This is a genomic window from Paraburkholderia kururiensis (assembly GCF_034424375.1).
In the GTDB taxonomy this organism is placed as follows: domain Bacteria; phylum Pseudomonadota; class Gammaproteobacteria; order Burkholderiales; family Burkholderiaceae; genus Paraburkholderia; species Paraburkholderia kururiensis_A.
In genome coordinates this window covers 3,619,236-3,632,531 of record NZ_CP139965.1, presented here as the reverse complement: position 1 = coordinate 3,632,531, position 13,296 = coordinate 3,619,236, and the positions used below count along the sequence as shown (strand labels likewise).

Genomic DNA, 13,296 nt, shown 5'->3' with positions numbered 1-13,296 from the left:
AAACACCACGCGAGGCGCGCGAGCGTCTCGTTCGTTCTTGAAGTCGCAAAGGAGAAAGATCATGAATTCGAGCCCAATCGCACAGCGAGCGCACTCCGGTGCGGCGGTCGCATCCGCCTTTCATGCGGGCGGCGACATCCTGATGCGCAAGGCACTCGGCTTCGCGATCGTGAGCAGCGGGTTTGCCGTGTTGATCGTGCAAGGCGTGCAGCACCTGCTGCGAGGCTAGGGGCCTGTGTCACGCGCGATGCGCCGTTCTTGACCCGAGTGCCTGCGCCTGTACTACGGGGCGCAAGCGGATCGCTATTCCAAGCTAAACTGTCGCCTGCTCGAAGGTCCAGGCGGGGCGTCCGTCTCATGGACCACGACGGTTCGAATCACTCTTCCAAGGAGTCATCATGGCCAAAAAGGGATCCGTGCAACAAGTCAACATCGGCATCAGCGACAAGGACCGCAAGAAGATCGCGCAAGGGTTGTCGCGTCTGCTTGCCGACACGTACACGCTGTACCTGAAGACTCATAACTTTCACTGGAACGTGACGGGGCCGATGTTCAACACGCTCCATCTCATGTTCGAAACGCAGTACACCGAACTCGCGCTCGCCGTGGACGCAATCGCCGAGCGCATCCGCGCGCTGGGCGAACCGGCGCCGGGCAGCTATCGCGACTTCGCGAAGCTCTCGTCGATTCCGGAAGCCGACGGCGTGCCGGCCGCGGAAGAAATGATCCGCCAGCTCGTGGAAGGGCAGGAAGCCGTGGTGCGTACCGCGCGCGAAATCTTCCCGGCCACGGAAGCCGCCAACGACGAACCCACCGCAGACCTGCTCACGCAGCGCATGCAGACGCACGAAAAGACGGCATGGATGCTGCGCGCGATGATCTCGTGATCGTCGAAGCGCGAACGCGCACCGTGCCGTAACGCGCGCGTTGGCCCGGCCCGGTTGCCGGGCCGGGCCGCGCGGCCTGACCTACAATAGCGGGATCGTTTTCACCGGCACGTCCCCATGTTTGCCCGACTCCCGCTGTATCTGCGCCTTGTCCGCATGGACAAGCCGATCGGCAGCCTGCTGCTGCTCTGGCCCACGCTCAACGCACTCTGGATCGCGTCCAACGGACGTCCGCCGCTCCAACTGCTCGCCATCTTCGTGGTGGGCACCGTGCTCATGCGCTCGGCGGGCTGCGCGATCAACGACTACGCGGACCGCGATTTCGACCGCTACGTGAAGCGCACCGCCGAACGGCCCATCACGTCCGGCAAGATCAAGGCATGGGAAGCCGTAGCGCTCGCGGCGGGGCTCTCGTTCATCGCGTTTCTTTTGATCCTGCCGCTCAACGCCCTCACGAAGGAGCTTTCCGTCGTAGCGCTCTTCGTGGCCGGCTCCTATCCGTTCACCAAGCGTTTCTTTGCGATTCCCCAGGCGTATCTCGGCATCGCGTTCGGCTTCGGCATTCCGATGGCTTTCGCGGCGCTGCAGGACCACGTGCCGGTACTTGCGTGGGTGATGCTCGCCGCGAACGTGTTCTGGTCGGTGGCTTACGACACGGAATACGCGATGGTGGATCGCGACGACGACATCAAGATCGGTATCCGCACGTCGGCGCTGACCTTCGGCCGCTTCGACGTGCTGGCCATCATGCTCTGCTATGCGGCGACGCTGGGCATCTACGTCGGCATCGGCATCGTGCTCGGCTTCGGGCTGCTGTACTGGCTGGGCTGGGCCGCGGCGGCGGGGTGCGCCGTCTATCACTACACGCTGATCCGCAATCGCGAGCGCATGCCGTGCTTCGCGGCGTTCCGCCATAACAACTGGCTGGGCGGCGCGCTCTTTGCGGGCATCGCCGCACATTACGCAGCGGCTTCGTTCTAGTTCTTCTGCTGCCCGCCGGCGCCCGGCTCACTGCTTGCCGAACGCCTCGCCCATTTCCTTTGCCCGTGCGTCCGCGGCCAGCGCGCCGCGCACGATTGCTTCCTTCACGCCCGACGCGTCGAACGAGGCCAGCGCCGCCGCGGTGGTGCCGCCCTTCGAAGTCACGCGCTCGCGCAGCACCGCGGGCGGCTCGTCGGACTGTGCCGCGAGCTGCGCCGCGCCCGCGAACGTCGCGATGGCGAGCGCGCGGCCCTGCTGCTCGTCCATGCCCAACCGGCGCGCTGCTTCTTCCAGCGCCTCGATGAAATAGAACACGTACGCCGGGCCGCTGCCCGAGATTGCCGTGACGGCATCGATCTTCGTTTCGTCGTCGAACCACACCGTCTGGCCTACTGCGCCCAGCACCTGCGAGCCGAGTGCGCGGCCCGCTTCGTCCACGCCCGAGGTCGCCACGAGGCCCGCCGCGCCCATGCCGATCAGCGCGGGCGTGTTCGGCATGGTGCGCACGATGCGCGCGTGGCCGCCCAGCCAGCGCGAGAGGTCCGCGGTCCGGATGCCGGCCATGATGCTGATGACGACCTGCGTCGGCGCGAGATGCGGTGCGAGCGCCGTCGCCACGTCTTTCGCCACCTGCGGCTTCACGGCGAGCACCACGGCGTCATAGGCGGCGAGCGCCGCGTCGGCCGCGGCGCCGGTGCGGATGCCGAATTGCTGCTCGCTGCGTGCGCGGGCGTCGGCGTTCGGATCGATCGCGTAGAGGTCGCCGGGCGCCACGCCGCGGCGGATCATGCCGCCGATGAGTGCGGCGGCCATGTTGCCGCCGCCGATGAAGGCAATCTTCATGATGGGTGATGAAAAGAGGTGAGTCAGTGGGTGTACTGGCGCGCGCCGAAGATCGCGGTACCGATACGCACGATGGTCGCGCCTTCCAGTACGGCCGCTTCGAGGTCGGCGGACATGCCCATGGAAAGCGTATCCAGCGCGAGGCCGCCGGCGCGCAGCGCGTCGAACAGCTCGCGCAGCACGCGGTGCGGCGCACGTTGTGCCTCGATGGTTTCGGCAGGCTCGGGAATCGACATCAGTCCGCGTAGACGCAGCTTCGGCAGCGCGGCGATTTCATGCGCGACGGCGGCCGCCTCGGCGGGCGTCACGCCGCTCTTCGACGCCTCGCCGCTCACGTTGACCTGGAGCAGGACGTTGAGCGGCGGCAGCGCGTCGGGCCGCTGTTCGGAAAGCCGCTGCGCGATCTTCAGGCGATCCACGGAATGCACCCAGTCGAAGTGCTCGGCGACCGGGCGCGTCTTGTTCGATTGCAGCGGCCCGATGAAATGCCATTCGAGCGACGCGCGCAGGTCCGCGAGCGCTTCGATTTTCGCGATGGATTCCTGCACGTAGTTCTCGCCGAATGCGCGCTGGCCCGCGGCGTGCGCGGCGCGTACGTCGTCGGCGGGGAAGGTCTTGGAGACGGCGAGCAGCGCGACCGATTGCGGGTCGCGGCCGGCCGCGTGCGCCGCGCGCTCGATGCGCGCGTGAACGTCGGCGAGGTTATGAGCGATATCTGACATGACGCGCTGGCAAGAGGCTGGATCGGTACGGCGGCGGGGCGGACACGTCGCGGGCCAGCCGATAAACCGGTCGGCAGGCGCGGCGCCGCGAGCAGGCGCCCATTATACGGAGCCCGGATTGGCGAGCATATGCTCCACCAGCTCGATCCAGTGCGCGACCGGCAGGGACGTTCCGCTTTGCAGATGCGCGATGCAGCCGATGTTGGCCGACACGATCATCTGCGGATCTGTGGCGTGCAGGCGTTCCAGCTTCTGGTTGCGCAACGCGTACGAGAGCTTCGGCTGCAACAGCGAGTACGTGCCCGCCGAGCCGCAGCAGGTGTGGCTGTCGGCGGGAAGCCGCACGTCGATGCCGAGCGCGGTGAGCAGTCGTTCGACGTCGCCCCTCAACTGCTGGCCATGCTGGAGCGTGCACGGCGGGTGATACGCCACCGTATGGATGGTGCGGCGACGCGCCGCGGCGGCAAGCGGCTCCTCGAACTGCGGCAGGATTTCGGAGATGTCGCGGGTGAGTTCGGCAACGCGGCGTGCCTTCTCCGCGTACGCGGGGTCGTTGCGCAGCAGGTGCGCATACTCCTTCACCGTTGCGCCGCAACCCGACGCGTTCATCACGATGGCCTCCACGCCCTGCTCGACGTAGGGCCACCACGCATCGATGTTGTGGCGGGCGTCGTCGAGCGCTTCGTCGTTGTAGCCGAGATGCAGGCGGATTGCGCCGCAACAGCCCGCGTCCGGCGCGACCACGGTTTCGATGCCGAGCACGTCGAGTACACGCGCCGTGGCAGTGTTGACGTTCGGCATCATCGAAGGCTGCACGCAGCCGGCCAGCATCAGCATCTTGCGCGGGTGCTTCGCCGTGGGCCACGCCAGCGCGCGCTGGCGCGCGGGCACCTTGTCGCGCAGCTTCTTCGGCAGAAGCGCGCGCACGTGCTGGCCGAGCCGCATGGCGGGCGTGAAGACCGCGCTGTTGGGCAGGAAGCTCGCGAGAAAGCGCCGCAGCGCGCGCTGGCCCGCGGGCCGCGGCACCTTCTCTTCGGCGAGCTTGCGGCCGATCTCCGCGAGGCGGCCGTACTGCACGCCGGACGGGCAGGTCGTTTCGCAATTGCGGCAGGTGAGGCACCGGTCGAGGTGCGTCTGCGTGCTGCGCGAGACCTCCGACCCTTCCACCATCTGCTTGATGAGATAGATGCGGCCGCGCGGACCGTCCAGTTCGTCGCCGAGCAACTGGTAGGTGGGGCACGTCGCGGTACAGAAGCCGCAATGCACGCACTTGCGCAGAATGGCGTCGGCTTCGTCGCCGTCGGCGGTGTTGCGAATGAAGTCCGCGAGGTTGGTTTGCATCGCGTTGCTCAGAAATCGGGGTAGAGCCGGTTGCGGTTGAAGATGCGCGCCGGGTCGAAGGCCGCCTTCAGTCCGCGGTGGATTTTCATCACGGGCGCGGGCAGCGGTGTGAACACGCCCGCGCTGCGGTCGTAGCCATGACCGGTTCGAAAGAGGGTGGCGTGGCCGCCCGCCTGTTTTGCGCTCATGCGCACGGTCTGGGCGTCGGTATCGGTGATCCACCAGCGCTGCGCGCCGCCCCATTCCATCAGCTGGGCGCCCGGCAGTTGCAGCGGCTCGGCGATGGAGGGCAGCGCGAGGCGCCACAGCGCCGACTTCGGCGCGATACCCATGAAGAACGGGTCGGTCTGCTCGCGCAGGCCTGCCCAGAAACGTTCGGCTTCCACGGCATCCACGACCTCGCCGCCGAGCGAGGCGCGCGCGGACTTGACGGCGGTCTCGGCGCCCGCGAGGCGCACTACCAGCGTGTCGTTGCGCCACGCGCTGCCCGTGATGGGCAACGGACGGCCGCCCCATTCGTTGAGCTTGCGTACGGCGTCAGTGCCGTTCATGTCGAAGCGAAGCGTGGCCTCGGCCTTGGGCAGCGGCAATACCTTGACGGACAGTTCGAGGATCAGGCCCAAGGTGCCGAGCGAGCCCGCAAGGAGGCGCGAGACGTCATACCCCGCGACGTTCTTCACCACCTGGCCGCCGAAATGCAGCACTTGCCCCTGCCCGTTCATGATGACGGCGCCCAGCACGAAGTCGCGCGGCGCGCCCGTGTACGGACGGCGCGGCCCGGCAAGACCGGCGGCGATACAGCCGCCGAGCGTGGCCTGCGCGCCGAAGTGAGGCGGCTCGAACGCCAGCATCTGGTCGCGTTCGGCGAGTGCGGCTTCGATCTCCACGAGCGGCGTGCCGGCACGCGCCGTGATGACGAGTTCGGGCGGATCGTAGGAAACGATGCCGCGATGCGCGCGTGTATCGAGGATCTCGCCTTCCAGCGCCTGGCCGTACCAGTCCTTGGTGCCGCCGCCGCGGATGCGTAGCGCGCGCCCTTCCGCGCTCGCCGAGCGGATGCGCTCGGACCAGTCCGCGACGATGTCGTCCTCTTCCATGGCGTTTTGTTCGTTGTAGGTCGTTCGATTGTACTGACTGGTTTTGCTGCCGCATCCGGAAGGACCCTAAGCCCGGTGCCGCCATTTTGCTGCCTCGATTCGTCGCCCCGCACGCCGTTGCCGAAACCCCGCGGCTCGAAGCCTCGGCTCAGAACCGCGGCTCAGAACCGCGGCAGATCCGGATGCGGCAGCAGCCCGCCGCGCACGTGCATCTTGCCGTACTCGGCGCAGCGCGCTCGCGTCGGAATGCCCTTGTCGGGATTGAGCAGCCCCGGCGGGTCGAAGGCGCGCTTGATCGCGTGGAACGTGTCGCGCTCTTCGGGCGAGAACTGCACGCACATCGAATTGATCTTCTCGATGCCCACGCCGTGCTCGCCCGTCACCGTGCCGCCCAGCTCGACACAGGTTTCGAGGATGTCCGACCCGAAGGCCTCGGCGCGGTGCCACTCGTCGAGGTCGTTGCCGTTGAAAAGAATCAGCGGATGCATGTTGCCGTCGCCCGCGTGGAACACGTTGATGCAGCGCAGCCGGTACTGCTCTTCCAGCGCCTTGATGCGCATGAGCAGCGGCCCGATGCTGCGCCGTGGCACGGTGCCGTCCATGCAGTAGTAGTCGGGCGAAATGCGGCCCGCGGCCGGAAACGCGTTCTTGCGGCCGGACCAGAAGCGCAGCCGCTCGGCTTCGGTGCGCGAAATCTGGATGCGCGTGGCGCCATGCTCGCCCAGCACGGCCGTCATGCGCACGACTTCCTCGGCCACTTCTTCCGGCGTGCCGTCCGATTCGCACAGCAGGATGGCCTCGGCATCGAGGTCGTAGCCGGCACCCACGAATTCCTCCACGGCGCGCGTGGCGGGGTTGTCCATCATTTCCAGCCCGGCCGGGATGATGCCGGCCGCGATGATCCCGGCCACCGCGTCGCCGCCCTTCACGACGTCGTCGAAGCTCGCCATGATGACCTGCGCCGTTTGCGGCTTCGGAATGAGCTTCACGGTGACCTCGGTGACGATGGCGAACATGCCTTCGCTGCCGATCAGCACGGCGAGCAGGTCGAGCCCCGGCGCGTCCGGCGCGAGCGAGCCGAATTCGACGATGTCGCCGTCCATCGTGACCGCGCGCACGCGCAGCACGTTGTGGACCGTGAGGCCGTACTTGAGGCAGTGCACGCCGCCCGAATTCTCGGACACGTTGCCGCCGATCGTGCAGGCGATCTGCGACGACGGGTCCGGCGCGTAATAGAGGCCGAACGGCGCGGCGGCTTCGGACACGGCCAGGTTGCGCACACCGGGCTGCACGGTGGCCGTGCGCGCGTACGGGTCCACTTCGACGATTTTGCGAAAGCGCGCGAGCGAGAGCACGACGCCGTGACGGATGGGCATGGCGCCGCCAGACAGGCCCGTGCCGGCGCCGCGCGGCACGATGGGCACGTCGAGGCGCCGGCAGATCTGCACGATGCGCTGCACCTGCGATTCGGTCTCGGGCAGCACGACTGCGAGCGGCAGGCGCCGGTACGCCGAGAGGCCGTCGCATTCGTACGCGATCGTGTCTTCCTCGCGGTAGAGCAGGCAGTGGGTGGGCAGCACGGCCATCAGCGCCTGCACGACTTCGCGCTGGCGTTGCGCGAGCGCGTCGGCTGTCAGTTCGCCCGGTGCGTTCATGGGGTCTCCCGCGTCGAAGGTGTCGGGGTGGCGAGGTGTCGCCGCGCTGTCATGCCGACCAGGAAAAAATCTTGCCCGGATTCATCAGGTTGCGAGGGTCGAGTGCGTGCTTGATGGCGCGCATCGTGTCCACCGTGTCGGCACCGTGCTCATCGAGCAGGAAGTCCATCTTGTGCAGGCCCACGCCGTGCTCGCCGGTACAGGTGCCGTCCATGCGCAGCGCGCGTTCGACGATGCGGCGATTGAGTCGCTCGGCTTCCTCGAGTTCTTCGGGCTTGTCGGGATCGATCAGGATGGCGACGTGAAAGTTGCCGTCGCCGACGTGGCCCACGATCGGGCAGGGCAGTGGCGAGGCGATGAGGTCCGCCTCGGTCTCGGTCACGCATTCGGCAAGGCGTGAGATGGGCACGCAGACGTCCGTGGTCACGGCGCGGCAGCCGGGCTTCAGTTGCAGCATCGCGAAGTAGGCGTTGTGGCGCGCGTTCCAGAGCCGGCCGCGGTCTTCGGGACGCGTGGCCCATTCGAAGCCTTCGCCGCCGTTTTGCGCGGCGATTTCCTGAACCGTCTCGGTCTGTTCCCTGACACCGCTTTCGGTGCCGTGGAACTCGAAGAACAGTGTGGGCGCCTCACGCAGCGTGAGGTTCGAGTGACGATTGATGGAACGGATGGCGAGCGAATCGACGAATTCGACGCGGGCCACGGGCACGCCCATCTGGATGGTCTCGATGACGGCCCGCACCGCGTCGCCCATCGACGCGAACGTGCACACCGCCGCGGACACCGCTTCGGGCTGCGGGTAGAGCCGCAGCGTGATCTGCGTGATGACGCCGAGCGTGCCTTCCGAGCCGACGAAAAGACGCGTGAGGTCGTAGCCCGCCGAAGATTTGCGCGCGCGCGAGCCGGTCTTGATGACGCGGCCGTCGGCCAGCACCGCCGTGAGGCCGAGCACGTTCTCGCGCATCGTGCCGTAGCGCACGGCGTTGGTGCCCGAGGCACGCGTTGCACACATGCCGCCGATACTCGCGTCCGCGCCCGGATCGATGGGGAAGAACAGGCCCGTGTCGCGCAGCGCCTCGTTGAGCTGCTTGCGCGAGATGCCGGGCTCCACGGTCACGGTGAGGTCTTCGGCGTTGATGGAGTGCACGCGGTTCATCTCGGAGAGATCGATCGACACGCCGCCTTGCACCGCGAGCAGATGACCTTCGAGCGACGAGCCGTTGCCGTACGGGATGACGGGCACGTCGTACTGGCCGCACAGCCGCACGACGGTCTGAACCTCTTCGGTGCTGTGCGCGAACACGACGGCGTCCGGCAGTTGGGGATCGAACGGCGATTCGTCGCGACCGTGATGAGCGCGCACGGCTTCGGCCATGGACACGCGTTCGCCAAAGGCGCCCTGGAGCGCGGCAACGAAACCATCAGGCAAGGGACGACCGGGACGACGGGCAGGATGCAGGGAGGTGGGCGGCGCGATTTGATTCACGCGTGTCTCCTGATAACGATTGAGTGGTTCTGCTTTCGCTTCATTTTACGCCCATCGCCGAAGCGCCCGCCGCCCGGGCTTCCCCGCGCTTCGGGCTTCTGGCGCGCGCGGAGAACGGTGAGGGTCGAACCTATAATGTCCCGCTCCGCATTTGCCAATACATCGATCAACGAAGAGGGACGACATCATGGGCAACCGCCTCAGCAAGATCGCGACGCGCACGGGCGACGACGGCACCACGGGTTTGGGCGACGGCAGCCGCGTGCGCAAGGACGACGCGCGGATTGCGGCGATTGGCGACGTCGACGAACTCAACTCGCAGATTGGCGTGCTGCTCTGCGAAACCTTGCCCGACGACGTACGCGACGCGCTGACGGCCATTCAGCACGATCTCTTCGACCTGGGCGGCGAACTGTGCGTGCCGGGCCACACGATGATGACCGACGCCCACCTGGCGCAGCTCGATGGCTGGCTCGCCTCGTATAACGCGACGCTCGAACCGCTCAAGGAATTCATCTTGCCCGGCGGTTCACGGGGGGCCGCGCTGGCGCACGTGTGCCGCACGGTGTGCCGGCGCGCCGAGCGGTCCATCGTGGTGCTGGGCGCCCAGGCGGGTGCCGGCGGCGCGGAAAAGGGCGAGCCCGGCGAGTCGGATAAAGGGCACGATTCGACACGCAACGACGTCCCTCGACGCTATCTCAACCGCCTCTCCGACCTGCTGTTCGTGCTCGCGCGCGTGCTCAATCGCGCCGACGGTGGCAATGACGTGCTGTGGCGCCACGAGCGCAGTGCAAAAAAACATCGCTGATGTTGGATTGGCGTCACATTCCTGGCTTTTTGCGCCGCGACAAAATGTCCTCGTTTTTGTTCGTGCTAAAAAATGTATTGTGTCAGCATCTTTTGAGGAGAGGCACGCTATGACAGCGCTTACCGCTGAACAGATGGCCCGGGTGAAGGCTACGGCCCCCGTTCTTGCCGAGCACGGCACCACGATCGCCAGGCATTTCTACAAACGGATGTTCGCGCACCACCCGGAGCTGAAGAACGTCTTCAACCAGACGCACCAGCAAAGCGGCAGCCAGCCCGAAACGCTGGCGCGCGCGGTCTACGCCTATGCGGCGAACATCGACAATCTTGGCGCGCTGGGTTCGGCCGTGTCGCGCATTGCTCACAAGCACGCGAGTCTCAACATCCGTCCCGAGCACTACCCCGTGGTGGGGCGTCATTTGCTTGGCGCGATCGTCGACGTGCTGGGCGACGCGGTAGACCAGGACACGCTCACGGCGTGGAAGGTGGCGTACGGCCAACTGGCCGACATCCTGATCGGCGCGGAAGCGAAGCTGTACGAAGGCGCGGCGTGGAGCGGTTTCCGTCCGTTCGTGGTGGCGCGCAAGGAAGTGGAAAGCGACGAGATCACGTCGTTTTATCTGACGCCGCCCGATGGCTCGAACGCCTGCGGTTTCGAGCCGGGCCAGTACGTGAGCGTGATGCGCTTCGTTGACCGGCTGGGTGTGGACCAGCCGCGTCAGTACAGCCTCTCGGACGCCCCGCATGGGCGCTGGCTGCGCATTTCGGTGAAGCGCGAGGCCGCACGCGAGGAGGTTCCGGCCGGCCACGTGTCGAACCTGCTGCACGACGGCGTGGAAGAGGGCACCGTGGTGCACGTGAGTGCGCCGATGGGCGACTTCACCCTCGACCGTTCGGCATCGACGCCCGTTGTGCTCGTGAGCGGCGGCGTGGGCATTACGCCGATGACTTCCATGCTCTCCACGCTGGTGGCCGATGGCAGCCAGCGCCGCGTGGCCTTCGTGCATGCATGCCGCAACGGACGTGTGCACGCGTTCAAGCATTGGCTCAACGACGTGGCTGCGTCGAACGCCAACGTGTCGCGCACCGTGTTCTACGAAGCCGTGGATGCGGCTGACCGCAAGGGCGCTGATTACGACTTCGAAGGCCGGCTCGACTTCAAGCGCATTGCCGATCAGGCCGTGTTGCCGGACGCCGACTACTACATCTGTGGTCCGCTGCCCTTCATGCGTGAGCAGCGCGACGCGCTCGTGGCGCTGGGCGTGGACGCTTCGCGCATCCATACCGAAGTGTTCGGCTCGGGCGCGCTCGAGTAAGCGCTTCGTTTCCCGCGTTCGGGTACGGCGTCAACCCACTGAGAGCCGGACCGGCTTGCCGATCCGGCTCAGCAGTTCCACCAGCATGTCGATGGTGAACTTCGAAGTCTTGCGGTTCACCACGTCTGAAACGCGCGGCCGCGACACCATGAGCACCTGAGCAGCCTCTGCCTGCTTCAGATGGTGCTGCTCGATCCATTGCGTGAGTTCGGTCATGAGCTGCTCTTTAAGCAGCCGCGTGTCGTTGATCTGCTTTTGCGACGCGGCGTGGAGACGCTTCGCTTCGTCCGGCGCAAAGCCGAGTTCGAGGAAGAGGTTGGCACCCGGCTTCGTGACGTGCCGGATTTCGGTGTCGATGCTCACGGTCTTGCTGGTCATTTACTGAGCCTCCCTGCGATGAGCCACGGCGCGGTAACGCGCCATGGCGATTTCCGTATCGAGCTTCCGGGTAACCGGTGTCTTCTTCTGGAAGCAGTGAAGTACGTATACCGCTTCCTCGAACTTCGCCACGTACAGCACCCGCCAGGTGCCGAAGCGTTCGCGGATACGGATTTCCCGCGTACCCGCGCCGATGCGCTCGAACGGCTTCCAGTCGGTCGGATCGAGTCCCGCCTGTACCTTGCCGAGGTCGAAGCCTGCCTGCCTCCGTACTGCCTGGGGAAAAGCGAGCAGGTCGTCCAAGGACGAACCTACCCAACGGATCTCTCGTTCGTGAATCATGGTTACCCGACGTGTATAAAATTTTATACAGAAATTCGCCGCAAAACAAGCTCTGCTTTGCGACACGACGGCAACCACCTTACGAATTCAGGCACGCTTGAACCATTCGTCCGGACGGCCAAACAAAAAAGCCCGGCACCGTAGTGCCGGGCTCCTGCTGCCCACCGCCGCTCGACTCGACCGGTTGGGCAATTACGTCCGAACGCTTCTGGCCATGCTCAGTTGCCGCTGCCGCGGGCCGTGCGACGCTGACGTACCGCTTCGGCGAGTCCTTCAAGCACGCCGACACTTTCGTCCCAACCGATGCACGCGTCCGTGATGCTCTGGCCGTAGGTGAGCGCGCAACCTTCCTTAAGATCCTGGCGCCCCGCAACGAGGTGCGATTCCACCATCACGCCGACAATGCGCTCGTCGCCGCCGGCAATCTGGCGGCCGATGTCGGCGCACACCGGAATCTGGTTCTCGTGCTTCTTCGAGCTGTTGGCGTGGCTTGCGTCGATCATGAGGCGTGCGGCGAGGCCGGCCTTGCCGATGTCGCTGCACGCGGCGTCCACGCTTTGCGCGTCGTAGTTCGGCGCCTTGCCGCCACGCAGGATGACGTGGCAGTCCTCGTTGCCCGCCGTCGAGACGATGGCCGAGTGGCCGCCCTTCGTCACCGAGAGGAAATGGTGCGGCTGCGACGCGGCCTTGATCGCGTCGACGGCGATCTTCACATTGCCGTCCGTGCCGTTCTTGAAGCCGACCGGGCACGAAAGGCCCGAAGCCAGTTCGCGATGCACCTGCGACTCCGTCGTGCGTGCGCCGATTGCGCCCCAGGAGATCAGGTCCGCGATGTACTGCGGGCTGATCATGTCGAGATACTCCGTGCCTGCAGGCAGCCCGAGTTCGTTGATCTGCATAAGCAGTTCGCGCGCGGTGCGCAGGCCGTCGTTGATCTTGAAGCTGTTATCGAGGTACGGGTCGTTGATGAGCCCCTTCCAGCCCACCGTCGTGCGCGGCTTTTCGAAGTACACGCGCATCACGATTTCCAGTTCCCCCGCGAAGCGCTTGCGTTCCTTCACGAGCCGGCCCGCGTATTCGAGCGCCGCGCGCGTATCGTGAATCGAGCATGGCCCGATGATGACGATGAGCCGGTCGTCCATGCCGTGCAGGATGCGATGCATGGCCTGCCGCGCGTTGTAGATGAGGTCGGCGACCGTCTCCGTGCACGGGAATTCGCGGATGAGGTGAGCGGGCGGAACGAGCTCCTTGAGTTCGCGGATGCGCACATCGTCGGTGTTGTACGGGGGCATGGTTTTCTCCTGATTCTCTTCGTAGCGTGTCTGTGCGGTCTTCGATGCGGCGACAGACGAATTCGAAAGGTGTTGCGGCAATGCGTGAGGCGAAAAAAAACCGCCAGACTGGCTGGCGGTTTTTCGGGAATTTCGGGTGACTTTCGTGCGCT

The 13,296-nt window shown here is 66.0% G+C and carries 14 protein-coding genes; 5 read left to right on the top strand and 9 right to left on the bottom strand.

All coding sequences use genetic code 11. The features are described 5' to 3' along the window. The first annotated feature begins 61 nt into the window (after window positions 1-61). The 3 genes from U0042_RS16160 (at window position 62) to ubiA (ending at window position 1,868) form a co-directional block, all read left to right on the top strand. Complete coding sequence (locus U0042_RS16160; protein ID WP_157977895.1) at window positions 62-229, top strand: hypothetical protein; 168 nt, start codon at window positions 62-64, stop codon at window positions 227-229. Window positions 230-398: 169 nt separating this feature from the next. Continuing rightward, window positions 399-887, top strand: coding sequence for a Dps family protein (locus U0042_RS16155; RefSeq protein WP_114814583.1), 489 nt, complete (start codon window positions 399-401; stop codon window positions 885-887). Between the two features lie 117 nt (window positions 888-1,004). Further along, window positions 1,005-1,868, top strand: a complete 864-nt coding sequence (gene ubiA, locus U0042_RS16150; RefSeq protein ID WP_114814582.1) for a 4-hydroxybenzoate octaprenyltransferase — start codon at window positions 1,005-1,007, stop codon at window positions 1,866-1,868. A gap of 27 nt (window positions 1,869-1,895) precedes the next feature. Here the strand turns inward: ubiA and proC are convergent, their stop codons facing one another. The 6 genes from proC to U0042_RS16120 all read right to left on the bottom strand — a co-directional run bounded on the left by proC (window position 1,896) and on the right by U0042_RS16120 (window position 9,009). After that, on the bottom strand, window positions 1,896-2,711 hold the full coding sequence (gene proC, locus U0042_RS16145; RefSeq protein ID WP_114814581.1) for a pyrroline-5-carboxylate reductase: 816 nt from the start codon (window positions 2,709-2,711) through the stop codon (window positions 1,896-1,898). A gap of 23 nt (window positions 2,712-2,734) precedes the next feature. Further along, window positions 2,735-3,433 carry a YggS family pyridoxal phosphate-dependent enzyme gene (locus U0042_RS16140; protein WP_114814580.1) on the bottom strand — a complete coding sequence of 233 codons (699 nt, stop codon included), beginning with the start codon at window positions 3,431-3,433 and terminating at the stop codon, window positions 2,735-2,737. Between the two features lie 102 nt (window positions 3,434-3,535). Next, window positions 3,536-4,774 (bottom strand): glycolate oxidase subunit GlcF, encoded by a 1,239-nt coding sequence (gene glcF, locus U0042_RS16135; protein WP_114814579.1) that lies wholly within the window; start codon window positions 4,772-4,774, stop codon window positions 3,536-3,538. A gap of 8 nt (window positions 4,775-4,782) precedes the next feature. Continuing rightward, entirely contained in the window at window positions 4,783-5,871 is a 1,089-nt protein-coding gene (glcE, locus tag U0042_RS16130) for a glycolate oxidase subunit GlcE (protein WP_114814578.1), read from the bottom strand. 161 nt (window positions 5,872-6,032) lie between these two features. Continuing rightward, window positions 6,033-7,526, bottom strand: coding sequence for an FAD-linked oxidase C-terminal domain-containing protein (locus U0042_RS16125; RefSeq protein WP_114814577.1), 1,494 nt, complete (start codon window positions 7,524-7,526; stop codon window positions 6,033-6,035). A 49-nt stretch (window positions 7,527-7,575) separates the two neighbouring features. Beyond that, window positions 7,576-9,009: an FAD-binding oxidoreductase gene (locus U0042_RS16120; protein WP_419150438.1), complete on the bottom strand. Its 1,434-nt coding sequence runs from the start codon at window positions 9,007-9,009 to the stop codon at window positions 7,576-7,578. A gap of 187 nt (window positions 9,010-9,196) precedes the next feature. Here U0042_RS16120 and U0042_RS16115 point away from each other — a divergent pair, with 187 nt between their 5' ends. Together U0042_RS16115 and hmpA are read left to right on the top strand one after the other, a co-directional pair. Then, a complete protein-coding gene (locus U0042_RS16115) occupies window positions 9,197-9,817 on the top strand; it encodes a cob(I)yrinic acid a,c-diamide adenosyltransferase (RefSeq protein WP_114814576.1) in 621 nt (206 codons plus the stop codon). After that, window positions 9,771-11,132: an NO-inducible flavohemoprotein gene (hmpA, locus tag U0042_RS16110; protein ID WP_269814066.1), complete on the top strand. Its 1,362-nt coding sequence runs from the start codon at window positions 9,771-9,773 to the stop codon at window positions 11,130-11,132. Before U0042_RS16115 ends, hmpA begins: the two co-directional genes overlap by 47 nt. Before the next feature lie 30 nt (window positions 11,133-11,162). Here hmpA and U0042_RS16105 read toward each other — a convergent pair whose 3' ends face one another. The 3 genes from U0042_RS16105 to aroG form a co-directional block, all read right to left on the bottom strand. Then, on the bottom strand, window positions 11,163-11,495 hold the full coding sequence (locus tag U0042_RS16105; protein ID WP_114814589.1) for a helix-turn-helix domain-containing protein: 333 nt from the start codon (window positions 11,493-11,495) through the stop codon (window positions 11,163-11,165). Between the two features lie 15 nt (window positions 11,496-11,510). Next, on the bottom strand, window positions 11,511-11,852 hold the full coding sequence (locus tag U0042_RS16100; protein ID WP_114814574.1) for a type II toxin-antitoxin system RelE/ParE family toxin: 342 nt from the start codon (window positions 11,850-11,852) through the stop codon (window positions 11,511-11,513). Between the two features lie 218 nt (window positions 11,853-12,070). Beyond that, window positions 12,071-13,144, bottom strand: a complete 1,074-nt coding sequence (aroG, locus tag U0042_RS16095) for a 3-deoxy-7-phosphoheptulonate synthase AroG (RefSeq protein WP_114814588.1) — start codon at window positions 13,142-13,144, stop codon at window positions 12,071-12,073. Window positions 13,145-13,296 lie beyond the last annotated feature (152 nt).

Bases quoted from the DNA above. Each gene is read 5' to 3' on its own strand.
- proC (WP_114814581.1), bottom strand. From the start codon at position 2,711: ATGAAGATTGCCTTCATCGGCGGCGGCAACATGGCCGCCGCACTCATC.
- U0042_RS16155 (WP_114814583.1), top strand. From the start codon at position 399: ATGGCCAAAAAGGGATCCGTGCAACAAGTCAACATCGGCATCAGCGAC.
- glcE (WP_114814578.1), bottom strand. From the start codon at position 5,871: ATGGAAGAGGACGACATCGTCGCGGACTGGTCCGAGCGCATCCGCTCG.
- hmpA (WP_269814066.1), top strand. From the start codon at position 9,771: ATGACGTGCTGTGGCGCCACGAGCGCAGTGCAAAAAAACATCGCTGAT.
- U0042_RS16125 (WP_114814577.1), bottom strand. From the start codon at position 7,526: ATGAACGCACCGGGCGAACTGACAGCCGACGCGCTCGCGCAACGCCAG.
- U0042_RS16140 (WP_114814580.1), bottom strand. From the start codon at position 3,433: ATGTCAGATATCGCTCATAACCTCGCCGACGTTCACGCGCGCATCGAG.
- aroG (WP_114814588.1), bottom strand. From the start codon at position 13,144: ATGCCCCCGTACAACACCGACGATGTGCGCATCCGCGAACTCAAGGAG.
- U0042_RS16100 (WP_114814574.1), bottom strand. From the start codon at position 11,852: ATGATTCACGAACGAGAGATCCGTTGGGTAGGTTCGTCCTTGGACGAC.
- U0042_RS16160 (WP_157977895.1), top strand. From the start codon at position 62: ATGAATTCGAGCCCAATCGCACAGCGAGCGCACTCCGGTGCGGCGGTC.
- glcF (WP_114814579.1), bottom strand. From the start codon at position 4,774: ATGCAAACCAACCTCGCGGACTTCATTCGCAACACCGCCGACGGCGAC.
- U0042_RS16115 (WP_114814576.1), top strand. From the start codon at position 9,197: ATGGGCAACCGCCTCAGCAAGATCGCGACGCGCACGGGCGACGACGGC.
- ubiA (WP_114814582.1), top strand. From the start codon at position 1,005: ATGTTTGCCCGACTCCCGCTGTATCTGCGCCTTGTCCGCATGGACAAG.